This window comes from Telluribacter roseus, assembly GCF_017355915.2.
Lineage (GTDB): Bacteria > Bacteroidota > Bacteroidia > Cytophagales > Spirosomataceae > Telluribacter.
This window is the reverse complement of the sequence record NZ_JAFEUV020000003.1, coordinates 1-25261: the sequence shown is the minus strand read 5'-3', so window position 1 is coordinate 25261 and position 25261 is coordinate 1. Positions and strand designations below refer to the sequence as shown.

Annotated in this window: 21 protein-coding genes and 1 rRNA gene; 9 read left to right on the top strand and 13 right to left on the bottom strand. The window is 45.3% G+C overall.

Annotated features, from left to right (window positions below):
* Nucleotide 1 precedes the first annotated feature (1 nt).
* The gene (locus tag JTN23_RS06295; protein ID WP_247233175.1) at nt 2–952 is read left to right on the top strand and encodes a DNA cytosine methyltransferase; all 951 of its coding nucleotides are present in this window, start codon (nt 2–4) and stop codon (nt 950–952) included.
* 509 nt (nt 953–1461) lie between these two features.
* Here JTN23_RS06295 and JTN23_RS06290 read toward each other — a convergent pair.
* From JTN23_RS06290 to JTN23_RS06280, 3 genes are all read right to left on the bottom strand, one after another.
* Nucleotides 1462–2385: a DUF8464 domain-containing protein gene (locus JTN23_RS06290; protein ID WP_247233174.1), complete on the bottom strand. Its 924-nt coding sequence runs from the start codon at nt 2383–2385 to the stop codon at nt 1462–1464.
* A 257-nt stretch (nt 2386–2642) separates the two neighbouring features.
* Nucleotides 2643–3920, bottom strand: coding sequence for a VapE domain-containing protein (locus JTN23_RS06285; protein ID WP_247233173.1), 1278 nt, complete (start codon nt 3918–3920; stop codon nt 2643–2645).
* Nucleotides 3921–4002: 82 nt separating this feature from the next.
* On the bottom strand, nt 4003–5298 hold the full coding sequence (locus JTN23_RS06280) for a tyrosine-type recombinase/integrase (protein ID WP_247233172.1): 1296 nt from the start codon (nt 5296–5298) through the stop codon (nt 4003–4005).
* Between the two features lie 423 nt (nt 5299–5721).
* Between JTN23_RS06280 and JTN23_RS06275 the strand changes: the two genes are divergently transcribed.
* Nucleotides 5722–6174: a helix-turn-helix domain-containing protein gene (locus JTN23_RS06275; protein ID WP_247233171.1), complete on the top strand. Its 453-nt coding sequence runs from the start codon at nt 5722–5724 to the stop codon at nt 6172–6174.
* Nucleotides 6175–6318: 144 nt separating this feature from the next.
* On the opposite strand, the gene JTN23_RS06270 is transcribed toward JTN23_RS06275, so the two are convergent.
* Nucleotides 6319–8637, bottom strand: coding sequence for a toll/interleukin-1 receptor domain-containing protein (locus tag JTN23_RS06270; protein WP_247233170.1), 2319 nt, complete (start codon nt 8635–8637; stop codon nt 6319–6321).
* Between the two features lie 885 nt (nt 8638–9522).
* The gene (locus tag JTN23_RS06265; protein WP_247233169.1) at nt 9523–9834 is read right to left on the bottom strand and encodes a hypothetical protein; all 312 of its coding nucleotides are present in this window, start codon (nt 9832–9834) and stop codon (nt 9523–9525) included.
* A 465-nt stretch (nt 9835–10299) separates the two neighbouring features.
* On the opposite strand from JTN23_RS06265, the gene JTN23_RS06260 reads away from it, so the two are divergent.
* The 3 genes from JTN23_RS06260 to JTN23_RS06250 all read left to right on the top strand — a co-directional run bounded on the left by JTN23_RS06260 (nt 10300) and on the right by JTN23_RS06250 (nt 13144).
* Complete coding sequence (locus JTN23_RS06260; RefSeq protein WP_247233168.1) at nt 10300–11454, top strand: zinc-dependent alcohol dehydrogenase; 1155 nt, start codon at nt 10300–10302, stop codon at nt 11452–11454.
* An 11-nt stretch (nt 11455–11465) separates the two neighbouring features.
* Nucleotides 11466–11984, top strand: a complete 519-nt coding sequence (locus JTN23_RS06255) for a hypothetical protein (protein WP_247233166.1) — start codon at nt 11466–11468, stop codon at nt 11982–11984.
* Between the two features lie 239 nt (nt 11985–12223).
* Entirely contained in the window at nt 12224–13144 is a 921-nt protein-coding gene (locus JTN23_RS06250; RefSeq protein ID WP_247233164.1) for a DUF5996 family protein, read from the top strand.
* Nucleotides 13145–13158: 14 nt separating this feature from the next.
* Here JTN23_RS06250 and JTN23_RS06245 read toward each other — a convergent pair whose 3' ends face one another.
* Nucleotides 13159–15426: a DUF7133 domain-containing protein gene (locus tag JTN23_RS06245; protein WP_247233162.1), complete on the bottom strand. Its 2268-nt coding sequence runs from the start codon at nt 15424–15426 to the stop codon at nt 13159–13161.
* Nucleotides 15427–15734: 308 nt separating this feature from the next.
* Here JTN23_RS06245 and JTN23_RS06240 point away from each other — a divergent pair, with 308 nt between their 5' ends.
* Both JTN23_RS06240 and JTN23_RS06235 read left to right on the top strand, forming a co-directional pair.
* On the top strand, nt 15735–15989 hold the full coding sequence (locus JTN23_RS06240) for a hypothetical protein (RefSeq protein WP_247233160.1): 255 nt from the start codon (nt 15735–15737) through the stop codon (nt 15987–15989).
* 426 nt (nt 15990–16415) lie between these two features.
* A complete protein-coding gene (locus JTN23_RS06235; RefSeq protein ID WP_247233159.1) occupies nt 16416–18689 on the top strand; it encodes a CehA/McbA family metallohydrolase in 2274 nt (757 codons plus the stop codon).
* 99 nt (nt 18690–18788) lie between these two features.
* On the opposite strand, the gene JTN23_RS06230 is transcribed toward JTN23_RS06235, so the two are convergent.
* The 5 genes from JTN23_RS06230 to JTN23_RS06210 form a co-directional block, all read right to left on the bottom strand.
* Nucleotides 18789–19571: a YoaK family protein gene (locus tag JTN23_RS06230; RefSeq protein ID WP_247233158.1), complete on the bottom strand. Its 783-nt coding sequence runs from the start codon at nt 19569–19571 to the stop codon at nt 18789–18791.
* 3 nt (nt 19572–19574) lie between these two features.
* Nucleotides 19575–20051, bottom strand: coding sequence for a hypothetical protein (locus tag JTN23_RS06225; protein WP_247233157.1), 477 nt, complete (start codon nt 20049–20051; stop codon nt 19575–19577).
* Nucleotides 20052–20085: 34 nt separating this feature from the next.
* Nucleotides 20086–20580 carry a hypothetical protein gene (locus tag JTN23_RS06220; protein ID WP_247233156.1) on the bottom strand — a complete coding sequence of 165 codons (495 nt, stop codon included), beginning with the start codon at nt 20578–20580 and terminating at the stop codon, nt 20086–20088.
* 183 nt (nt 20581–20763) lie between these two features.
* The gene (locus tag JTN23_RS06215; RefSeq protein WP_247233155.1) at nt 20764–22143 is read right to left on the bottom strand and encodes a sensor histidine kinase; all 1380 of its coding nucleotides are present in this window, start codon (nt 22141–22143) and stop codon (nt 20764–20766) included.
* 11 nt (nt 22144–22154) lie between these two features.
* A complete protein-coding gene (locus JTN23_RS06210) occupies nt 22155–22898 on the bottom strand; it encodes a response regulator transcription factor (protein ID WP_247233154.1) in 744 nt (247 codons plus the stop codon).
* A 194-nt stretch (nt 22899–23092) separates the two neighbouring features.
* On the opposite strand from JTN23_RS06210, the gene JTN23_RS06205 reads away from it, so the two are divergent.
* A complete protein-coding gene (locus JTN23_RS06205; protein ID WP_247233152.1) occupies nt 23093–24025 on the top strand; it encodes a polysaccharide deacetylase family protein in 933 nt (310 codons plus the stop codon).
* 48 nt (nt 24026–24073) lie between these two features.
* Here JTN23_RS06205 and JTN23_RS06200 read toward each other — a convergent pair whose 3' ends face one another.
* Nucleotides 24074–24430: a hypothetical protein gene (locus JTN23_RS06200; RefSeq protein WP_247233151.1), complete on the bottom strand. Its 357-nt coding sequence runs from the start codon at nt 24428–24430 to the stop codon at nt 24074–24076.
* 198 nt (nt 24431–24628) lie between these two features.
* On the opposite strand from JTN23_RS06200, the gene JTN23_RS06195 reads away from it, so the two are divergent.
* Nucleotides 24629–24955 carry a single-stranded DNA-binding protein gene (locus JTN23_RS06195; RefSeq protein ID WP_247233149.1) on the top strand — a complete coding sequence of 109 codons (327 nt, stop codon included), beginning with the start codon at nt 24629–24631 and terminating at the stop codon, nt 24953–24955.
* Nucleotides 24956–25172: 217 nt separating this feature from the next.
* Here the strand turns inward: JTN23_RS06195 and rrf are convergent.
* Nucleotides 25173–25261 (bottom strand): 5S ribosomal RNA (gene rrf / locus JTN23_RS06190); the annotation flags it as partial.

Genomic DNA, 25261 nt, shown 5'->3' with positions numbered 1-25261 from the left:
AATGAAAGTAGTAGATTTATTTGCTGGTTGTGGAGGCCTTTCACTAGGATTTGAGAAATCTGGATTTGAAGTTGTAGCCGCATTTGATTATTGGAAAGAGTCCTGTGATGTGTATGCGGCTAACTTTAATCATCCTATACATCAGGTGGATTTATCATGTATTGAAGACTATGATATATTCAAAAAGTGGGAACCTGATATTATTATTGGTGGCCCTCCTTGCCAAGACTTCTCAAGTGCAGGTAAAAGAGATGAATCTTTAGGCCGTGCTGACTTAACTATTTCATATGCTAACATTATATCCAATGTTAGACCAGAATGGTTTGTAATGGAGAATGTGGAGCGCATTCTAAAAAGTAATGTTCTAAGAAAAGCGATAGAAATATTTAAAAACAGCGGATACGGCATTAGCTATACCGTACTTGATGCTAGCTATTGTGGTGTTCCGCAGGCTAGGAAACGTTTTATAATGGTTGGTCACCTAAACTCCAAAGATGGGTTCTTAGATTATTACCTGTCAAAGAACCAATCAAAAAAACCATTGACCGTTTATGAATATTTCGAAGGCAAATTAGATATAGAATATTACTACAGACATCCAAGAAGCTACGCAAGGAGGGGCATATTCAGTGTTCATGAACCCAGTCCTACCATACGTGGTGTTAATCGACCAATTCCAAAAGGATATCCTAAACACTCTGGTGATCCATGTGATCCAAGTGATAATGTTAGGCCACTAACTACTCTTGAAAGAAGCTTTATACAAACTTTTCCTGAAAATTTTGTATGGCTTGGAAGTAAAACTCATAGGGAGCAAATGATTGGAAATGCGGTACCTGTTAATCTAGGTAAGTATGTAGCTGACTGTATAGCAGAGTATATAACCGACCCTAATAAAAAGCCTGAAAAAGACAGGCTCCTATCTCAACAACTTGAACTATTCCAAATATAAAAATAGATGCTAAGTAAAACACAAGTACTCCTTTTAGATATAAATGGAGTACTTGTGCATTAGATATTATCAGCTTTTATTTGAAAGGATAATAAATTCGCCACCCAAGAAATCTTCAATGAAGTTACGATACGCATTAGTCTTTAGAATCTGGTCATAGTTATTATGATGCCATACTGAGTTTATGTAGTCATAGACATTTTGTACGGTAGCCTTCAAGGGAATACCCTTTCTGAGGAAACAGTAAAACATGAAAGGCAAGCTTTCATAATCTAACCCAAACATATTACATACTTCCTGGTACTCATCGTGGTAAAACACCAGCTTCGGAGCGTCAGCCTGTTGTACCTCATTCTTCCTTAGATTATGTGCTTTCTGTTTACAGGCATTGGAGCAGTAGCGAGCATCTGACCGGGTTGGCTCAAATCGATTTGAGCATATTTTACATTTTTTCATAATTGATTATGGGATTAACATCGTTTATAAATGGGGTCTAATCGGTGGTAAAATCACTTTTTCAGTAATGGGCCGTTTGTTACTACTTTGTTATGGCTCTGTATCAGGAAATCATTGAAATCTTTACAGGTAGGATACAGCTCTTTAGACCAGTTCTTGCACTCTATACCCTCTTTTTCCAGCCTTTCTAGCGTAGTATCGCCTGTTTTGTCATTATCAAGAAAGCAGTTAACCACTAAACGGTTAGTCAATAGCGGTAAAGCCCTTTTCAGATTGTTACAGCTATTCAGTACTATTGTAGTGATAGTAGGGCTTAATCTGCCGTAGTACTTTAAGGCCGAGAGAAAATCAAAGAATCCTTCAAACAAAGCTGCAGATTGGGAGCCACGTTCAAAGGTGGTGATACCATTAGCTGTCTTTCCACCTTTGAAGCCTAAGCCGTTTCTTAGTTCATACCCTCCGTTGTCATTCTCAAAGCCAACAGCAAAGAAGGTTCTTCCCTTATAGCGATAGGTGACTTCCCTAATGTATATATCGGCTATATCCAGAGTAATACCCCTACTCTCTACATATTCAATAAGAGCTGGATTTCTGAGCTTACAAGTATGTACGACTTCAAAGTTTTTATTGGCCGTTTCTTTCGCTCTGAGACCGCTAAAAGAAAAAGATGGGAGTTCTACCCGTTCCAACGCCAGAAGTCTGTCTACGGCCTCTAGAAAGCTACATTCATGAAGCAATTGAGCAAGTCTTATGCAATCGCCCTTCATGTCATCTGATCCGCCAAAATCATTGAAGCGATTCTTGGAAGGGTTTACGAAGAAGGAAGGAGTTTTCTCAGTCCTTAAAGGTGAGTAATAGAGTAGCTCCTTACCTATCTCTTTTACTGGCTCCACTCCTACTGACTGGAGAAGCTTTACTATTGAAACTTCCTTCGCTTTCTGAACTAGCTCAGCGTTGTTATAAAATGTATTTGTCATGGATCTTGAATTATTTTTTAGTTTTTAAAATACTCTACTACACTTCAATACATGGCTACAAACTGCGCTACTTATCTTCTTATCAGCTAGTTATCCTTTTTCTTTTAGCGGTAAAACTTATCTACATCTATGCTTTCAAAATCAAAATCTGGCTAGTTTGTAGTATAGTAGTATTTACCTTTGTAGCTAAGAAGAAATATAGAAGTTATATACAGGCTAAATAGCTGTCTAGCAGAGCACAATGAGTAGGATTGAAGCTATGTAGTTATGTAGTCAGCATGAGCGGCCAGAAAATTCAAAAAATCGGGATTGTCACTTGTTATGAGGTACCTGTTTACAGGGTTAGAATCTGGAATCAGCCGTATTGAGACCTTCTTACACTTGTGCTTAACCAGGGCTTTACCGAGCTGTACGATATTTAGCTTGCTTGTGGTTTTTGTAACTGCATGGATAGCATCCAGAATCATTGTAGGGGTTACGGCAAAAGTATGAGGGACTCCCTTCTCAGAGGGTTTGATAAATTTCTCTACATAGTCCATTTCCGATGTACTTCGCTGATACTTCTGGTTTATTTCTTCTACCCTATTTACTTCGCTTGCTGTTAAATCAAAGGCTTCTCCCTCCATTACCATCGTATAAGCCTGTGCCCAAATGTTGTCTATGCTCACACGCTTAGAATACCCCCTTTCCCCGCCGTAGTCGTGTTGAATACCATCAATTTCAAATACAATCCACCTAACACTTCCGGTAGGATCATTCAAAAACTCACGTTCATTCGTAGACCCAAAAAAACTAGCATACCGTACCTGTACAGAGTCCTTTACTGCATAATGCCGCCTGACCTTAGTATCTGCCTGAGAAAGTAAAGACTTGATCTTATTCGCATCTGTCTTATTCAGGTCGTTTAACTCGTCAAGGTTGATAATTAGGTTATCTCCCAAAGCTGTGATACTATCTTTATGATCTAATGGTGGGTTTTCTTTATAATAGTCCTTTAATTCTACAGGAGCTAAAAACCTTATAAAAGAGGTTTTACCATCATTTTGCTTCCCCAAGAAAACTAAGCAATGCTTATTAAATGACAGCTTACGTAAGGCACAAGCAACCGTTCTCATCAAGTGCTTTCTAAACATCAGTCTGAACCATTCCCTTTGACCTTCATCTTCTAGCCGTACATGGTCAGTAAGTTCGCTGATAAAGTCATTTTTGCCATCCCACTCCGGAAGAGTCTCGAAGTACGCTTTGAAAGGGTTAAACCGCTGTGGGAACCGTGACGACTTCAGGAGATCATCTAGCAATCCTTTGAAAGCCGTATAGCCTTGTTCTGACAGATCCAAGCGCAAATCAGCAATAGCCATTTCATCAATAGGGCTATAATCCTCTAAATTTTTAGGTTTGTACTCCGTTTCTTTCGTCACTTCATTATACCTGAAATCATACTTAGCTTTTAAATAGCTTGAGATTTGCGAAACTTTATTGCCGTTGGATTGATTGTTCTTTTCAGAATCTGAAAATCTTTTTGTATTTTTAGACATAATATTTCGGGTGTTAAAAATTTGAATTTGTCCCCTTTCTGGCCGGAAAGGGGATTTTTTGTTGATAAAGGTTCTGAAATAGTTAGGAACCTACTTTGAGAAAGGGCTTAAAGTCACGTACTACCATTTCTGGCTGTACATGGGTGTAGTGGTTTTGTGTTACCTGGGTATTGCTATGACCAAGCATAGCCGAGACTGACACCAGGGGAACGCCTTGCTTCAGGTAGTGAGTAGCTGCTGTTCTCCGGCCTACGTGGGAGGTTAGGCGTTTCTTGATACCTGTTACCATAGCAATCTGCTTCAGGAGGGCATTAAACTTCTGATTTGATTGGACAGGAAAGCACCTATCGTACCTTTTGCAAATCTCGTGTTCTTGGTATTGTTGAAGTAATAATATGGCTTGTGGTACAAGCGGTATGATCTGATCTATACCCGTTTTACCAGAGGTCTTTTTACGGGCAATTCTGATGTAAGCATAGCCATCCACATAGGCAATATGGGAGGGTGTTAAATCCCTAAGCTCATTATAACTCAGAGAGGTATAGCACTGAAACAAGAAAACGTCCCTTAGCTGGTCTAATGCCTGGCTAGCAAATTTGGCCGTTTCAAGCACTTCCATTTCCTGTTCTGTCAGATAATCCAGCTTCTTCTTTTCCAGCTTTTTTCGATAGTTCATAAATGGATTACGCATAATCCATTCATTCTCTACGGCATAATTTAGAATCCTTTTCAGGTGGGCTACTATCCGAACGGCTACATTATGAGATAGAAAGCACTTATTCCTGAGCCAGAAAAAGAAATGGTTGGCATCAGCCGGAACTAACTCATCTATACGGGCTTTGCTACTTAGCTTCTTACTCACCCAACTTTCTATGTGCTTGTTCCAGCCCTGCAATTTATCGTAAGACCCCTTTTCAAGGTCTCCCGTTTCATAGAGCTGATTTATTACCCTCAAATTGAACAGCCTTACACACTCTACCAGAAGTGGTATTGATTCAATGAAAGTGTTAAGTACAACGGCTTTGATAAGAGGTAGGTCAATAGTACGCTCCGTGACTTTTAATTCATAAGCATACTTTTCGGCATTGTGCTTCATAGTAGCCAGTGCCATAGTTTTTTCGGGCTCTCCTTCTACTTCACCTGTTTTTGAATTAAATCGTTTAGGAATAGCCTTAATACCAGTACTAAAGGCCAAACGCTTACGGCCATAGTTAAGCCACATGTAGATGTAGCCTTCTGTGTTTCGTGGTAGCTTGTCTGGCTGTCGGATGCCAAATGATACGGAAAAAGCTATACGTGAGGTACTGTTACCATCACTTATATACCTGCTTGCCTGGTTGATTGTAGGACTTAAATGGGAATTGGCTAATTTTACCATAGTCATAAGAGTTTAATTGTGAAAAGGTTAGATGATTTGACTTGGCCCGGTACTATTCGCAGTAGTAGCCGGGCTTTCGTTTTTGAAAAGATCTGTTGGACTGACTGCCAGAACTGAAGCTATTCTTACTAGCTCGTCTAGTGTTGGCTGTTTCTCGTTTCTAAGAAATTGCCCGAAACGCCGTTTATGGATTTTTATTCCACGGTAGAACTCATTTGACGGTTTGAAAGGAAAACCTTCTCTTTCCTTTTGCCGAATTACTTCCTGTAATCGGTTCTGTACACTCTGTTGGATCGTCTGCATATTCCTTATATATTTACTTTTTGCCAAAAGTATATTCAAAAGGAATATAAGTCAATATTATGAGCTACTTATTTTTCCATTTGGATGGTTTTAACAATCTTTTAGGAAAATTATATTTGTATGATGAGATATTTAGAGAATATAAGGGAATTGAGAAAAGCCAAAGGACTTACCCAAATGGATATGTCAGAGAAGATTGGCATGGCCAAAAACAACTATGGCAAGGTAGAGAACGGTCATATAGAGCTTACCGTGAAGAGGCTCTATGAAATTGCTGATATATTGGGAGTGAGTGTTACTACTTTACTAGGTGAAGAGACAGGAGGTAATGAGAGAGTTGCAGAGTTAGAGAAGGAAATAGTTCAGTTACAGGCTGAGAAAGCCAAAGTTGAACAAAGTCTTAACACCATAAATAGAATGTTTGAAATTATTGCAGGAGCAATGAAGGGTAAAGAAGCTGAGTTAGAAGGCTCCTTGAAAGGAAACAGTGGCTTTCTAAACTTAATTCAAGATATTGCAGAAGACGTATCTAATGATGAAAAACTAAACAGTATAAAAAAGCCAAAAATTTAAGATTTTAACAAACTACTAAAAGTAAAAATATAGATTATATAAAACTTTACGACGCATCAAACTAAAGAAAAGCCTAAAATATAATGTTTTTAGGCATTATACTTTAGGCTTCGAGCTCAATTATTAAAAGCAAATAGCATTGTACTATTCTTCTAACTCTTCCTGCTCAAAATACTTTGCAACTGAATTAGCTAATGGAATCATACCATATTTGGTTGCAAGTCTATGTAAAGCCTTAGGCGCATATACTTTATCTCCTTTTATGATAGCGTTATTAAAAATTCTTATAGCTTCTGCATAATCATTTTCTATAATCCAAGTATACTGCCCAAGCATTGATGAATAAAAAGTCTGTCCTTTGATGATTACGACATTTTGAATTTCAGCTAAAAGTTTCTGAAGTAACGCTTTGTGCTGCACTGGTTTAGCATCTCTAATCAGACACTGAAAGTATGCATGTATATGATAAGGGTTACTTGACCCCTCTTCGTAATTAGCTTTCGCCCACTTAAGAGCCTCTACTGGCTTATCTTGGCCTAATAAAACAGTAACTAACTCTCTTTTCGCTCTCGAAAAAGTTGGTCTCCTCTTGATTGCTTCTTCAAATTCTTTCTGTGCAAAGTTATCTTGTTTTACAACTCTATGAAAAAAGCCTTTTACAAAGTTATAATCTGCCCCTTCTAAATATTGCAAGTGCCTAAAAAAACTATCTTTATATTCTTGCGACTTTCTTGAAAGATGAGCCAGTGCCATACATAAGTTATATCTAACTTGATAAATGATATCTAAATCATGGCTATTCCGTTCCAAAACAATTTCAGCAAGCTCCACAACTGACCTGTAATTCTGATTATTATACAAGTCAGATATAGCTTGTAGTACAAATGAAGGAATATAATATTTAGAATTAATTTTATTTCCAGATTTAATGAGAGCTTTAATATTTATTAGTAACTCTGACGAGTCAGCCGCTGTAATGGTGCCATCCATCGTTAAAGACTCCTTTATTCTCTTTCTTAACTTTTGTTGAAAACTAGGATTAAGCTGTACTTTGCTCCTCTTAACGTAGTCTCCAATAGACTCACTTACTTTAATCAATTCCCCACTTACACCTGTTCTCTCGATTGCGCCACCAACATGTAACTTTATTAAACCATCATTCAGAGCTTTATGATCTGACGCTATCTTGAACAGCATCTTTTCAGAAACACAGTCTAGTTGGCTTAACAAAATTAATATATCTCTCGTTTCCAAATCATCTAAAAAAGCTTTAACAACGACGTTAATCCTCTTATCCGAATAATCCTGTATAGATTTAGGATTATTTTTAAGAGTATGATATCCATGTTGCAGTAAAGTTTGAGCTACATACTTTATCTGATCTGGAAAGCCATTCAAAATTTGATAAATATAATTACTTTGCTCAGCATCTAACCCTATATCCGTATCACCTATAAAAGAGTTAAATAACTTAACTTGATCAGACTTATTCATCTCCTCTAAATGAATATGAATAAGAGAGTTAGGCCATTCAGATAAGTTATTAGGCCGGTATCTACTTACTATATTCAATCCATACTTCCTTTTGATTTTATTAGATTCAACAAATTTTATAAACCATTCAGCAACTCTATGACTAGGTTTGATAATACAACCATCATCTACTATACAAACTATTTCATTAAAGTCAAGATATTCATTTATTCTATCGATAGCATAATTAACTTTATCCTCCAAGCCCAAACTTAACAAGGTCATAAAGTCGTCAGGGTTAAATTCCTCTTGAACATTCTCAAGTTGAGCAAGTAAATCTTCTATACTATTTTTAGATGTTAATGAAAAAAGTATCATCTCAGATATAGATGAAGGAACAACATTAACATGCTTTAACGAGGCAAGTAAAAAGCTTCTCCGCCCAACACCCTCCAGTCCAGATATGATAAAACTTAAATTTTTAGATCTTATATTTTGATAGTGAAAAGATTCAAACTTACCTATCTCAGTGTTTCTTCCAAGAAAAGAAGAGCTTAACCTTCTAAACTTATCACTTTTATTGTACATGCTTTCTCTAATGGCATGTTTTATTTTTGCCGCAATTATCTTAGGGTTTTTTAGATGCCTTAAAATTAGATTCTTTCTAAGCCATTCAGGTATACGATCATCTGTGTATTCTATATTTTCATCAACTAGAAATGTAAGGGTTGTATGCCTTCCCTTCTGGTTATACTTTTCTTCAGCCAGCCGCATTTCCTTTTTTACCCATACAGATTGTAATGACTCATTAGATATAAAAAGGACAATAATCTCCGCCTGAGTCAATGTTCTCTCAATCTCTAAATTCACATCATTACCTGCTTCAAAAGTTATCTCATCATATTCGTAACTTCCTTCATCAAGATACCTTATCACTGATCGAACAAGTGGCTTCTGTACGCTACTGTGGCAAAGAAAGGCTTTTTCCATATTAGAAAACTCATTAAGTGTACATCTATCAAGTTGGGCATAATATACTAGACTTTTCGTAAATGTAAAAGCCACTACTTAAGCGCCAGACATCTATATGATAAACAGTACAATCGACCAACGAGACAACACATTGTCAGTATACCGTGCTGTATTTCAGTAACATGAAGCTACACATTGAAATATATGCTATAATTTGTTGTTACAATCATGTATTAAGTTACCTTAACAACAGTACTAAGGCACTCATTTACTGGCGATTAAGTTAAGAAACCCGAATCCCTACGAGACCACAAAAGCCGCTAAATCTCACGATTTAGCGGCTTTTTTAATTTAACTTACTTTATTGTAAGTCTCTTTTATCGCGCCTACTCCAAAGCTTTTCAAGTTCCTACTACCTCGACCAAAGCAGTGCCCGATAAGATCAATAACAGCTCTACTGTATCAGTTTCTTCAAATTAAGTACCTTTTGTAAGACAAGGCGAAGTACCATCAATAGACTGTCAGACAACAATCTAGTAAACTTTTTTGGTTGTAGCGAGAGATGTCTTTAATTTGCGGGAAAATTACTCCCATAATAAAGGGAGATAACAACAACACACACTTTTCTATACACTACTACATAATGAGAATCTTCGAAATCATCATCTGTCTGATGTGGTCTGTGGGTATTTGGGGAGCTATCTGTTCCTACAAGTTTAACAACACTACCCGGCGAAGCAAATCAATGCTAAAGACACGCGAAAGACACAAGGCAACAGCTGCCTGAGTCCACAGTACGAACTACCCGGGCACCAGTTGCCTCACTCCATCCCCGCTTTACAGAGAGAATCAGACAGGTACTTCGATGCAAGTACCTGCGGCTGATTTCTAAACCTTCCTGCGCTACCTGAAGTCGCACAGGAAGGTTTCGGTTACGATGCCCTCTCTGGTGAAGTGGAAGCAAAGCCTCTGCACAGCATAGGCTCCTGAGGCATCTTTGGCTTTAAATCGAATGGAAGCCTGATAGTACCGGTTAGGATCAGAACTGTTAGCAAAAAATTCGCGGTAGTCGATTTCCTGATAGCTTGCGGGATCTTTCAGGCCTTCCTTGAGGGCCTTGGTAGCGTTGTACCTTCGGGAGTCATGGGCGACAGTCACATTGGCCTCAGGGATCAGTTCAGTAACGGGGGAAGGATCTGGTATGGCTCGCCTCATCTGAACCAGTGCAAGTAGCACCAATACACAGATTCCGAGCATTTGCCAAAGGAGTAGTTTTTTTTCAGCGGGAGGGACATTTTCCATTGATAATCAAGTCTATTCTTGGTGTAAAATTACTCTTATCAAGTTGATTTACCCAGCAAGCAATATCTGCGCCAATTTTCTCCAAAGCCCCGGCTTTTTTAGACTCCGGAGAGCCTTCTTCTCCCTGATTCAGCCCGGTGGCCGTTCGCCATACCTGGTAGGATATACCTCCCCATTTACAGGATTTTCCAGAGTCACGCCTAATTACAAGTTTGGTTGTCACTGGTGTCCAGGCCAAACAATACTACCCCATCCCGGTTTATACGTTTTACCGGATGTACGTCTATCTACTCTGGTACTAGTCCGGTAGCCCTTCCCAAACTACGAGGTAAGATTGCTTAATTGATTTGGAAACGATAAAACGGAAAGGAACAGACTATGCTGGCAATGAACTACCGAGGACCGCAACGGGTCCGCATCGACCACAAACCCCTACCCCAGATACAGCATCCCGAAGATGCCATTGTGCGGGTAACCCGCTCCTGTATTTGTGGATCTGACCTGCACTTGTATAATGGCAACGTGCCTGATACCCGGGTCGGCGAAACATTTGGACACGAGTTTGTCGGAGTGGTGGAGGAAATAGGCTCGGATGTACACAAGATCAAAGTGGGTGACACCGTACTGGTACCTTTCAATATTGCCTGTGGGCGGTGCGCCTTCTGTAAGCAGGGACTGTTTGGTAACTGCCATGAGGCTAATCCGATGGCTACGGCTGCCGGAGGGATATTTGGCTACTCCCACACCACCGGGGGCTTTGCCGGTGGCCAGGCCGAATACGTACGGGTCCCCTATGCCAACGTAGGACCTACGATTATACCGGAGGGTATGGACCCCGACGATGCCGTAATGCTTACTGACGTGGTACCCACCGGCTATCAGGCTGCCGAAATGGGCGGTATTCAGCCCGGTGATACGGTGGTTGTGTTCGGAGCCGGTCCGGTGGGGATTATGGCAGCCCGCTGCTCGTGGCTGTTTGGAGCCGGGCGCGTGATCATTATTGATCATATAGACTACCGGCTGGAATTTGCCAAGAACTACGCTCAGTGCGAGGCATACAACTTTAAGTCACTGGAAGACCCGGTGGTATTTATCAAACGCACAACCGACTCACTGGGAGCCGATGTATGTATTGATGCCGTAGGAGCCGAAGCCGCGGGCAGTACTCTGCAGACTATAACCGGTCGGAAGCTATTGTTACAGGCCGGATCAGCTACGGCACTGCACTGGGCCATAAACTCTGTAAAGAAGGGAGGTATTGTGTCCATTGTAGGGGTATACGGACCTACAGATAACCTGGTACCTATCGGCAACGTAGTGAACAAGGGTATTACCATCCGGGCCAACCAGGCCTCGGTAAAACGCCTGCTGCCAAGATTGATTGAGCACGTGCAGAATGGTATCTTGGACCCTAAGGCTCTCATCACCCACCGCATACCTCTGGAAGAGGTGTCCGATGCCTATCGCATATTTGCCGATAAGCTGGATAACTGCATTAAGCCAGTACTTATTCCACCATCAGCCAGAATGTAAAAAAGGACGTTATGGAAAAGAAGATTGAAGACATGCCTTTTGAAAATAACAGAGGCGGTGACCACTCACACATCAAAGGCTGGGGTATAGATGCGGACCCTAAAAATGATCCGACTTACCCCATGAAGCAGCGTAACAACGATGAGCATAAGGGGTATAATTGGGAGCGTCCGGCACAGCAGCCTATCATTACGGAGGTAATGCACTCCAACGAGCGCCCGAATGTAACGGCCGTCTTTGGAGCCACAGTGCCGCCTCAGGGCCTCAGTGGCCAGCTCCGGCGCTATGCCTTTCAGTACAGCGAGTCCAGCTATGGCCACTGGCTCCCGCTACTCCTGGCCGACCGCGTCAACGTAGTGGAAGGTATTATTGATGATATCAAGAAGGGGCATTTCCCTAATATATTTGCCGAGCGGGGCATGAAAGCTGAGCTGAAGCACAATCCAATGGGGCTGGCTAAAAAGGTAGCTATCGGGGCACTGGTAGTAACAGCTCTGTACGCCTTCCTGAGCCGCGACAAAGATGATTAATCAATGCTAGTATCTAGCAAATAGCCCGACTCCTGTGAGTCGGGCTATTTGGTTTATATAGGCTTATTGAAGATGGCTACTTCCCTTCCCGCCGACTCTTCATTTCCTTATTAAATCTTACTATAAAAACTCCTAACGCTGCTTTTCATAATGACTTAAAACAGAACCTCTGGCTGGTAGTTTCTGTAAAGAGACTCAATCGCAAGTACCTGAAATATAAATCCCAAGTCTGGAAGACTATGAAATCAGTATGGCCTGAACTCTCCTTTGAAAAAGCCCGGGCGACTTACGAAACACTGCATCTGTGGACGCAGATCGTAGGGAAGATCCGGCTGACTAAAACGCCTTGGATTAACCACTCCTGGCACGTAACGCTGTACGTTACCCCCACCGGCCTGACTACCTCTACCATCCCGGATGTAAACAAACCCTTTCAGATTGACTTTGATTTTCATAAGCACCAGCTGCTCATTAAGACCAGTGCAGGAGAAGAACGCTTTTTTGATTTACAGGAGCTGTCGGTGGCTGGCTGTTATGAGAAGGTACTCAGTGCCCTGAGACAACTGGGTATTGAGGTAGATATTCATCCCGTACCCAACGAGTTGGTAGATCCTATTCCTTTCCACGAGGATCATGCACACGCTACCTACGATCCCCAGCAGGCGGCGGCACTTCATCAGGCACTGCTTCGGGCGCAGGAGGTATTTACCCGCTTCCGTTCGGAGTTTAGGGGGAAGTGCAGTCCGGTGCATTTCTTCTGGGGTAGCTTTGACCTGGCCGTTACGCGCTTCTCGGGCCGCGAGGCGCCGAAGCACCCGGGCGGTGTACCCAACCTGCCCGACTGGGTAGCTCAGGAAGCGTATTCGCAGGAAGTAAGTAGTTGTGGTTTCTGGCCAGGTAGTGGGGCATTTCCGCAAGCCGCCTTTTACAGCTATATCTACCCCGAGCCGGATGGATACAAACAGGCTACCGTACAACCCGAACAAGCGTACTACCATCCACAATTGGGAGAATTCATACTACCCTACGAGGTCATACAACGGGCCGAAAACCCTTCGGCCATGCTACTGGGCTTTCTGCGAAGTACCTACGAGGCGGCCGCTGATCTGGCGCAGTGGGATAGATCGGCACTGGAAATGAACCTTTCTACCCAGCCATAACTCCGCTACCGCTACTACTTCTGGGCTCCACGCAGCTTTTCCCGCTCGGCCAGTAGCTCTTGCCAGGTCCAGGCGGTGGTACGTCCGGCCGTTTGCTGCCGGACGGCTTGTACCTGCTCCGGCTTTACGATAACCCAGTTGATGTACCCGGCGTTCATCTGGGGGAAGCTGCGCATGCAGAGGTCGTAGCGTACGTAGTTAAGCACCGCGGCTATCCACTCGTCGCTGTTGCTGCCCATCGGGGGCATCTGGTCGTTGTATACATGACCATCTACGGGGCCCTTCAGGCCGTGCAGCATGATCTTGATTACCTCATCCTTGTTCTCGATGAGTTTGAATTTGCTGATGAGCGGCGGGGCAATGCGGGTAGCCAGCCCCTGCCCTTCCGGACCGTGGCAGGAGGCGCAGAGGGAGTTGAAGATAGTAGCCCCTTCTACTATAGACCTGCGCACCGGCTCTTCCAGCGCCAGGAGTTTGTAGCCGTACCGCTGAGCCTCCTCGTTCTTCTTAAGGCTTTTCTGTATACCCGCCAGCAGTTCGTCATCTGGCTTCTGGGCCATTATTTTTTCGGCAAGTAGTTTCGCCTGCGGTGAGTAGGAAGTACTTAGTGACAGCACCAACTGGCTTTGCACATCCCGGCTGGCATCGTGGGCCATGGTTTGCAGCGCAGTCAGTACAGTGGCGTCCGCTTTATGAAGGTAAGGCTCACTCATCCGAACGGCCGCCTTTCGGATCTGTACATCGGTAGCTTTGAGGGCCGCCAGCAGCGTTGGTTTATCCAGCGACTCCAGTCCTTCCAGTGTCCATAAGGCGTGCAACCGGCCCAGTGTTGAGGTACGGGTCTGGCCGGTTGCCTTTCTGCGCAGGGCGGGTACTACTGATTTATCTCCCCGTACTACTAGCTCCTTCTGTGCATTATCGCGCCACCAGCCATTGGGATGGTCCAGGTAGGTGACCAGCTGGCTGGCCGGCTCATCCAGCATACGGGGCCTGGGTCCCCGCTCCATCCCCTCGTACACCAGCCGATAGATGCGGCCGTTCCTTACGTTTTTGTGAAGGCCTTTGCTCATGATCTGATCGTACAGGAAGCTGCCCGGCTGCGCCCAGGTCGACTCCTGAATGATGCCCCGGTACATGTCAACAATGTACAGACAGCCATCGGGCCCGGTATAGGTATTGACCGGGCGGAAGTTCATATCCGTGGAGGCAATAAACTCATCCTGCTTGTAGACATTGCTCAGCGTGATCTTGCCGTCGCTATCGATGATGTTGGCGCGGCGGATAAATCGTCCCACCGGCTCAGCCGCTATATAATCCCCCTGCATACTGCGTGGCAGCCTGTCGCCCCGGAAAACCGACTGCCCACACACCGACGTAAAGCCAAACATAGTACTGTCGGGCCGCAGGGTACGGGGGCCGCCGTTGACATCCGGCGTCTTGATGATGGGCCACACCTGACTAAATTCCTTATCGGTGGCATCAGCCAGGTCAAGCTGCCCGTACACAGGATTGATCTGAAAGCCGGAGGCTGCAATGCCCGACGCCGCCCGACTAAAAAACAGGCGACCGTAGTTATCATGCGTAAGCCCCCACTGTCCGTTGGAGCCACTGACGAGTGTATCTGCCTCTAATCGCCCCTTCTTGTACCGAAACCTGACCGGATCAGTAGTGACGTATATCCAGTTGTCCAGGTTCCAGTCGAGCCCGCTGCGCTGGTGCTCTACGTTACCAAAGGCTTTCTTCGGATGCTTATACACTACCCGTTTCTGATCGGCCCGGCCGTCCCCGTTGGTATCTTTATAGGCAATTATATCATAGGAGTTGGTTTCATTGACCAGTAGCTCGCGCCCTACGCACAGGATCATGCGGGGCGACAGCAGCCCGTCAATAAATACGGAGCTCTTGTCCATCTTACCGTCGTTGTCGGTATCCTCCAGCAGCATTACGCGGCTTCGGGATTCGTCCTGCTCCCTGGCATCGATCGTCTGCATGTAGGTCTCCAGCTGGGCTACGTACAGGCGGCCGTTACCGTCCCAGGCCAGCGAAGCCGGCTCCGCGATCATGGGTTCGCTGGCTACTACTTCCAGCTTATACCCCCTGGGTAGCCGAAATGTCTTCAGGGCTTCTTCCGGTGGCAGAGGACGTGTAGTAGGTACCTGGCTGACGGTACGAGGCGTAGTAAAAGGGTCTTCCTGCTCATCAGATGGTGTACTCTGGTAAGCAGCAATGGTCACCAGTGAGAAGATAGCCAGGGCGGCGCTACACCATATGGTCTGCTTCATAGGTATGCAAGGTGTTGGTAAGCTTCTAGTACTAAACCTCCTACGTCAGCTGACCTACTCATGTTCTATCCGATTTACCTCAGCGTACACCTGCATACTCCCGTACAACTAACCCCTGGTAGCCACTTCTGCCCTCCCAGTGACAGGTTACATCTCTTCTTAGCTTCGCCGGAAGACTCCTCTTTCTCACAACTCCCAGCCCGTCAGAACCCAAACGTATAGTAACTGCTGGTACAGTTCTTTTGCTATTAGCTACCAGTGAACCCTTATGGTTACAATAAAATGTTGTAAAGCAAAATTCTGTGTAAATGGTTAGAGATTTCCATGGCTCCATTATTCAAGTGATCAAAGCTATGCAAGTAGTTGAGCGCGGTTATGAGGTAGACTATACTAATGATGATCTAAACAGCTTTCGTGAGATGTTTGGGACCATCAACCCGGCTTGTCTCCCTGCGCTTTTGACCTTTTTTGAAGAGCAAAAAATGAGTGAAATCTGTGGCGTAATACAGGATGTTATTGGTCTGGGAACAGCAAGAGGCAATACATCAACTCTTGCAGCCTGATGGTAAGGCATAGATTTTTACAGAAAAACCTTAAATGAGGCAAGCAGTTACTTGTTGCCTTAGTTCTACACTTTTGCCCTTCGCTTTCCCACCACCGCGCTCTGTTTTCTGACGGTTTGTTACCTAATTGTTAAATAGTCGAAATAATTATATCGACTAGAGGTTACATCCTAATCCTGCTGCTTTTTTAGTAACCTCTGCCATTCCCAAAAGCTTCCTGCTATAACTTATTGGGCTTTACTATAAGTCTTTATATCTTGCTTTGACTTGTGCCCTCACAAGCGATACAGCAGGCAACACTACTGCTGCCCTTTTCTAAAGCACGTACATATGCACACCCACAGGAGCGTCTTTTCATTAGTCCGCCAGTTTTTGTCCAGGTACCGGATTTACCGGAAGGTACCTTTACTTCTATTCTTACTAGATATGCTGCCATACGTGACTACGGCACAGCATAGGCATACAGTCGAATCCGTAGAACTGCAACCCCTCAATGCCCAGGTAAAGCGTCTGCTGGAAGCTATGGAGTACCTGGGAGAGCCGCTCTCTGCCGCCGACCGACAGGTACTGGAGCACGCCTCCCACACTATGGATGCAGCCAAAGCCCGTACGCAGATACAGGAAGTACTGGACAAGTACTGCCTGCTGGAAGTACACATTAATCCCGAGAGCCGGGTAAAGGTAGATCAGGGCGCAGCCAAACCCGTACTGTCCGAGCAAGGGTGGCGCACATACCTCGTTAAGGTACGGAATGAGGCAGGTGTAACGGCTCAACTCAAAGCCGAAAGCCCCCACGCCCTACCCGTGTACGCCCGGGGCAATAATGACATTAAGTTTAGCTTTGATTCGCGCCCCCAGCAGACTATTACTGCCTTTGATGTGGCTAATCGCTGGCTGGATATGAGCATGTACGACAAGCCTCCGCTACGCCCCCAGCTATCGGGGCTTGAGCTTGAGTACCGTATTATCCAGCTCTACAGCCGCGATAGGGGAAAGCGCGAAGCCAAAATCAGCTTTAACGTAGGACAGGGTACCCAGGACATTGGATTTCGCAACGACGTGGATATCCTCTTTACCTGTCAGCCCTCGCAGGAGGTCCAATTTCAGGTGCTCGACGAGCACGGTCAGCCCACGACGGCCTCCTTTCTGATCCAGGACCCGCAGGGGCGCATCTACCCTTCCCGCGCCAAGCGTCTGGCACCTGACTTTAACTTTCACCCGCAGATCTACCGCGCGCACGGCGAAACCATCCGGCTTCCGGCCGGAGAGTACAGCGTCAGGTACACGCGCGGCCCTGAGTACCTTGAGAAACAACAAACCCTGACGGTACTGCCCGGACAGTCTCAGACGCTGAAGGTTCGGCTGGAACGGTGGATTGATCCTGCCCGCATGGGTCAAGCCCGGAAGGGCCAAGCACGTCAGGGGTGGTACTCGGGCGATCACCACATCCACGCGGCGGGCTGTATGCACTACGAGTCACCTACGGAGGGGGTACTGCCGCAGGATATGATGCGCCATATACTGGGTGAAGCGCTGCACGTAGGTAGTGTCCTGACCTGGGGGCCGGGCTACTACTACCAGAAGCAGTTTTTTGAAGCCAAGGACAACGCCCTTTCCACCGCCAACAACCTCATGCGCTACGATCTGGAGGTATCGGGCTTTCCGTCCAGCCACAGTGGTCATCTGGTACTGCTACGCCTCAAGGATCAGGACTACCCAGGCACCAAGGTACTGGAAGACTGGCCGACCTGGGACCTGCCGGTACTGCAGTGGGCCAGGAAGCAGGGGGCCGTAGTGGGCTTCGCGCACTCGGGCTGGGGACTGGAAGTAAAGACAAGCCAGCTCCCCCACTTCGAGATGCCGAAGTTTGACGGTATTGGGGCCAATGAGTACATCGTAGATGTTACGCACGACGCCGTGGACTTTATCTCTACCGTAGATACTCCCTCGGTATGGGAGCTCAACATCTGGTACCATACCCTCAACTGCGGTTTCCGGACCCGCATCAGCGGCGAGACGGACTTCCCCTGTATATACGGAGAGCGGGTCGGACTGGGACGCAGCTATGTACAACTGAGCGACAAACTCACCTATGAGGACTGGGTGGAAGGTATCCGGCAGGGACGGGCCTACGTGTCGGATGGCAAGAGTCACCTGATGGACTTCCAGGTCAACGGCCTCCCCGTCGGCATTAAAGGGAGCGAACTCAAGCTACGACAACCGGCTAAGGTACAGGTAACGGCCCAGGTAGCCGCTCGGTTGGACGAGGTACCTAACGAGGAGATCCGCAAACGCAGCTACGACAAGCAACCGTACTGGGATTTGGAACGCGCCCGTACGGGTACCAGCCGGGAGGTACCCGTAGAGGTGGTAGTCAATGGCAAGGTAGTAGCCACTAAGGCCCTACTCGCTGATGGCACCGTCCGTAATCTCACCTTTGAAGTACCCATTGAGCGTAGTAGCTGGGTAGCTCTGCGTATCCTGCCTTCGTCGCATACCAATCCGATTTTTATTGAAATCAATAACAAGCCCATCCGTGCCTCCCGCAAGAGCGCCGACTGGTGTGCCCGGGCCGTAGATCAGTGCTGGAGTCAGAAAGCGCCGCAGATAGCCGCCCGGGAGCGCGAAGCCGCCCAGAAGGCGTATGAGCACGCGCGGCAGGTCTATCAGCGGATACAGGCCGAAAGCGAAGTAGATTAGCAAAAGCCAACTACCAGTAAATCAGAAGAGCCTATCCCCGACTTAGCGGAGATAGGCTCTTCTGATTTAAGGACTCTTATCCTTCTCATGTAAGTTCCACTAGACGGTTTCATGATCCTCATGTATGGCCTCCATCTTGTTTTCGAGCTCCTTGCCAACGTTCCTTCTCTTGATCAGCTGCAGGAATCGTAATCTTGAGTAGTCGTAGCAGATAATGATCACAATCACAAAGGCTACGACAAAGAATACCCTGAACTGAAGCCGGTGGTAGATCAAGGCCGACAGTACTCCTGCCCCCACGTACGAAACAGCAATGGACACCAGCAGCTTGGCCCGCCCTACCAGCGTCGGGTTATCCCTGAACTCCTTTTGGGTAAACATAGAGAACAGGATACCCAGGTCAGTAGTAAGGCCGGTGAGGTGGGTGGTCTTTACTACGAAGTTGGATATACTGGCCGTAAGGCCATTCTGCAATCCCATCGCAAACAGCAGAAAGGCAACCAGGGTTTCGGTCTCGGTGAGCGTCTCGCGGTAGTAGTACTGCCCATATATACCTACCGTTATCAGACACACCATTTCCAGCAGCAGCGGAAGTGCATGAGCTACGTAGGCATTTTTCTTATTGAGGTTGATAATGATAAAGTTAGCGGTAAAGCTCCCCGTAAAGAAGAGCAATATCCAGGCAAATACCACCGCTACCTGGTACCAGTGCCCCTTGGCGATTTCTTCCGCAAGAATGGCATAGTGTCCGGTTACGTTTGATGAAAAAGCAAAAAATATGATAAGCGATGCTACGTTTACCATACCTGCCGAAAATGCCGTCAGTATCCCTAACTGTATGTTATCTCTCAGGCTTCTGCTATTACTGTATTTTCTAAGCATGGCTTAACGAACTTTTTTAAAGGTAATTTTTGCTATTCCGCGGGCCTGCATTTCGGTATAGAAGTGCAGCGTCAGTTCGTCCTGAGTTAATTTTACTATATTATAGCTCTCTTCTATCTCATTGTTATAATGCAGTAAGAGTATATGTCCCCGACCTTTGAGCCGCCAGTTTAGCCGCTTTATAGGTTTATTACCCTCCGCCATGAGACTTAGAGTACCGTCGGGCCAGAACTGCCACTTCTCGGCCCTGTGAACAATCAGATCCTGAGCTATCAAGTGTTTTACATCTTCTGAAATCACTTTGCTTGAAAGCGAATCTCCGTCCCGGGATCTGTCTACTTTTTCGTACTCCCAGGCCACTTCTTCCCACGTACCAGCCAGCATTTGATTCGGACTGGACGCACTGGTAACGAGAAGCAGAAAGATCAAACCTGCTGTCAAGAAGAAGCCTGCGTAGTATGTGCCAATTCTACCTCTCATATCTTGTTCTTTATTTTATACCCCGATCCGCCATTTATATAGGATCAGACATCATGAATAATTCTGCTACTTTATCTTTCTCAGGCACATTGCGCGTTTCCTTCCAGGAGATCTCCACACACTGCCGACCACTCTTTTTACAATAAGGCAGCAGATCAAAGCCCCACTTATCGCTGCTCTTTAACCGGTACGTCTTAGGAATAAAAATGGTATCGATCTTATTGCCCAGCAGGAAGTTCTGGAAGGTACCTTGAGTACCTCCTGTAAACAAATCAAAGTTGAAAGCATTGATTTGAGAAGCGTACTTGTTCTGCAGTATCTCGCAGGCTTCTTTGAACTTAGCGTTCTGCAGGTCATCCAGATACTTCTTTTTAGAGAAAAAAAGTAGATCGGTGATACAGTCCGAGAGGTGAGCAGAATATACAAGAATGAGATTAACCTCTTCCTCCTCCAACTGTCTGAGAGCCCCCTTCACGACATTCAGTGATTCAATTGTAAAATCGGTAGGAATAAGAATAGTCTTCGCCATAGCTTCATAAGTTGATTTTATACTTACAAAGTTACGCGGGGGGTATTAGAGGGGCTTAAGAGCGGAATTAGAATGCAGTAAGAGCAAAATTAGAATGTTGTAAGAACAAAATTAGAGCGAATTAAGAGCAGGATTAAAGCCGGATTAGAAACCGCTATACGTTTAAAAAATATCTTTGTTAAGTTATAATTTGTAGCCACCGATGGGTATTCTGATCTCCACCGTGACTCCCTCATTAATAACTGAGCTAACCAGTATCTCCCCTTCGTGCATCTTCACTACATTACGGGTAATGGGCAGACCAATGCCGTACCCCTCAAACCGCTTGGTGTTGCTGGCCCTGAAAAAAGGATCATATATGTACTTGATCTCATCTTCGGGAATGCCTATTCCCTGATCCTTTACTACTATGATGATTTGCTGCGACGATGCCCCCAGCGACACCCGTACTATGTCGTTGTTGGAGTACTTACAGGCATTCATGATTACATTCGAAAGGGCCAGGTGCAGCAACTGTTCGTTACCTTTTACTTTGAGCTTTTCGGGACTCTCGGGCAGGAAGCTGAAGTCAATAAGTACTTTATTGGCAGGGTAAATCTTATCAACGGTTTCTTTTACATCCAGTATGAGCTGATCAATACGCACCTTGTCAAACTTCAGCACTTTTCCATTGTACCCTGTCTGAGCCAGGAACAAGAGCGCCTGGGTTTTCTTATTCAGCTTTTCGGCCTCTTCCAGTATAGCCGCGATGGCCTCCTGGTACTCATGGGGCTGCCTGGGCTTTGAAAGGATCACGTCTGCTTCACCGATAATGGAGGTCAGGGGAGTATTCAGCTCGTGGGAAGCGTTACTTACAAAGTTCTTCTGCGTTTCGAAAGCTGCTTCCAGACGGTCGAGCATGTCATTGAAGGTCTTGGCTAGGGTACTTAGCTCATCGTTATGATCAGAAGATTTGAGTCGTAGGTTCAGGTTTTCGGAGCTTATATCCTTAACGCGGGTAGTAATATCCTGCAGGGGCTGGACGATCTTCCGGGAAATCCAGAATGAAATCAGCAGTACCAGTACCAGTGATATGACCAGCGTCGATACCAGCAGATTGCGCAGATACCTGATATGGTGGGTATAGTAGTAGTTTTCGGCCGAAACAATGACCAGGTAATCCTTATCGGCATCCGAGGACCGGTACCGAATGCCGGTATAGAACAGGTTTTGCTTCCGGTAGTTGGCACTCCCTTCCTTCTTGATCTCTTCCAGAAAGTAGACCGGTACATTTAAGGTACTTGCCTTGATACGCACTGAGTCACCCGATGGAGTAGACATGATCTGAATCTCCTCTTTAGGGAGTTGTTCCAGATAGCTTTGCCTGACCTCCTTGATCGCATTGATATCCTGATTGTCTTCTAGGTAGATCTTGGCAGTAGTAGCCGCTCTGATCTCCAGTCGCTTGTAGAAATCCTCAAAGGAGTAGTTGGCTGAGGCGTAGTAGATAAAACCACTCAGGAGTAAAATCAGGGATAAGAAAACTCCGGTAAGTAACAGTAAGATTCTGGTCGTGATTTTCATAAGTCATCCTCTCAGTTTTCGTGGCTTTCCTTCATCACATAGCCCATCCCGATTACGGTATGTATAAGTCTTGGCTCGCCTGCCTTTTCCAGTTTCTTCCGGAGGTAGTTGACATATACGTCTACTACATTAGTACCCATATCAAAATTAACACCCCATACTTCTTCCAGTATCTCCACCCGCGACAGTACCCGCCGGGGATTACTCATAAACATCAGCAGGAGGCGGTACTCAGTTGAAGTCAGTGATATTTCGTGGTTGTTTCGTCTGACTTCTTTGGTATAGTTATTAAGCTCCAGATCCGCAAAGTGCATAGTATCGTGCCCATTGGCCTCCTCGGTCTTTTTATTTTCCTTGCGTCTTAGCAGCGCTTTGACCCTGGCCACCAGCTCAATAAATTTAAACGGCTTGGTAAGGTAGTCATCGGCACCTATGTCCAGTCCCATCACGACGTTCTCGGTACTTCCCAATGCCGAAAGTAGTAATATAGGTATCTGCCCGTCGTTTTCGCGAATGTGCTTGCATACATCTATACCACTTATCGATGGCAGCATAATATCCAGAATGATCAGGTCATAGCTGAGCGACAGCGCCATCTGCAGCCCTACGTTTCCATCCATCGCTATACTTACCTCGTAGCCTTCCTCACTCAATCCTTTGTTGACAAACGAACATACGTGCGCGTCATCTTCTATGAGCAAGATTTTCTTCTTTTTGCTTCCCAGCGTAAAATCGTTGTACTTGCTATCCTGCATTTGTATGAAAAGTATTGGTAAAGCCGGTCTATTTGTCAAAATTACATTTTTCCTTTACCCCCACAAGGATAAGGCTCTACTCTCCGTACCCTTATCTGCAAAACAAACAGGATACGACTACTTTACAAAAACAAAATAAGGCAGGAATACCCCATACAAAGCTGATCCATAACCCCTAAACCTACTTCTTTCTTATGCTACTCCGTCTCCTACTGATTCTCTTACTAGCAGTTCCGGCCCTGGCTCAGAAAAAATACGTGGCTATCACCATGGACGACAACCCTTTCCTGACCATGCCTGCGCATTATACCAGCGAGCAGTGCGAGCAGACCAATGGCCGGTTACTCTCCAGGATAACCGCTACCAAGGTACCCGTAGCCGCCTTCCTGTGCGGGCAGGGGAGCTTTATGAACAATGAAGTTGATAAAAGGCTACGCATCATGAAGCAGTGGATCGACAATCCTTACGTAACAGTTGGCAACCATACGTACAGTCATCCCAACTACGTTACTACTCCCTCTGAAGTATTTAAGGAAGAGATTATAACCAACGAATTCCTGATAAAGCAGCTCAATGAAAGCAAGGCTATAAAGTACTTCCGATTTCCCTACAACGGGCTCGGTGCCGACAGCATTCAGCACAAACAGATACAGGATTACCTTGAACAAAAAGGGTATATTGCGGCCCCCTTCACCGTAGAGAGTACCGACTATATGTATAATGCGCTTTACGTGAAGGCACAGAAGGAGGGGAACGCCGAAAAAGCCAAAGCTGTAGCTAACGCGTACCTCCAGTTTACGGTAGAGTCATTCAGATACTTCGAGAAACTGTCGCAACAAATCCATGGCAGAAATATCAGCCAGATATTCCTCTGCCACGGCAACCCGTTAGCTGCAGATTACTTCGAACAACTGGTTGATGTACTTAAGCGTGAAGGCTATGAATTTGTAAGCCTGGATAAGGCTATGGAAGATCCTGTCTACAAATCTACCAGCTACTATACCGGAAAGGAGGGGTTTTCATGGATGTACCGCTGGATCAAAGATCCAAAAATAAGGGTGCAACATCTGCGGACTAGCCCTGATCCGGATATGGCTCTATGGGAGGAGTTCAAGGCTTTGAACTAACCCTCTATTCTGAAAGGACAACAAGCTGCCGCCAAACACGGCTACTTATTACTTTTCACTACGGCTATCCTTTACAATCAGGTAAATATCATTCTCTAGCTCGAGATACCCATAGTCGTACACGAAGTGATAGATGTTGCCCTTTTGAGTAGTGCGAAGGCTGGTAATAAAGCTAAAGTCAAACCCTCTGGTGATTAGATTACTTTTGGTTGTCTTAGCCTTGTCATCCTGACAGATTTCTTCCAGTATCCTCCGGTTGCGGCGTAGCTGGTTATTGATGTTCCGCACCACATTATACGAGTCGGAGTTGAGCCTGTTGTTGTAGCTGTTGCGGCACATATCCGAGCAAAATTTCTTATCTGCCCTTCCCGCAATAGGTGTTTCACATTCTAAGCAGTATTTCATTTATATAGTTTCTATTCTCTTGTCTCTCTACAAGATACAAAAAATAATACCCATTTGCAAACGACTACAAGCATTTTTATACGACTATAAACACTTACTAACCGAATCCATTTCGTCCGATCAGCCACCTTTGTACTGCGGGTTTGCAACAGCCTGAACGACTAATGATTATTTAAAAACACTAAAACAATAGGTACTATGAACGCAGTGAAATTGATCGGTAACGTAGGAAGAGAGATTACCGTAAAAGAATTCGAAGGAGGCAAGCTGGCTACTTTTAGCCTGGCTACCAGCGAAACCTACCTGAACCGGCATAAGGAAGAAGTTACGAATACCTCCTGGCACACGATCGTCGCCTGGGGTAAGCTGGCACAGTCGTGTGAACAACTACTGGCCAAAGGTAAACTAATAGCCGTAGAAGGTCGCCTGAACTACCGCCAGTATCAGAACAAAGAAGATCAGACAGTAAAGGTGATAGAAATTGTAGCCAGTAAGGTTGAGGAAGTAAGCAGAATGAGAGCCTAACACTAGTATAGCTTCTCATAAAAAATGAGCAGTACGGCAGTTGCCGTACCGCTCTTGCTTAGCAGGTCAAGAAGAAATGTGTACTCTTTGTGATATAGTAAAGTACTCCACCTATCGGCGGAGCTCTTGTTATCGTTGACGAAGTGTAATGGTTGTAGGTATATATAAACAGCAAAGGAGCCGCAGCGTGTGCTGCGGCTCCTTGTAGCTTGATAGGGTGTGGCGGCTACCTACTTTACCGGGCGAAGACCCAGTATCATCGGCGGTGCGGGGCTTAACTTCTCTGTTCGGGATGGGAAGAGGTGA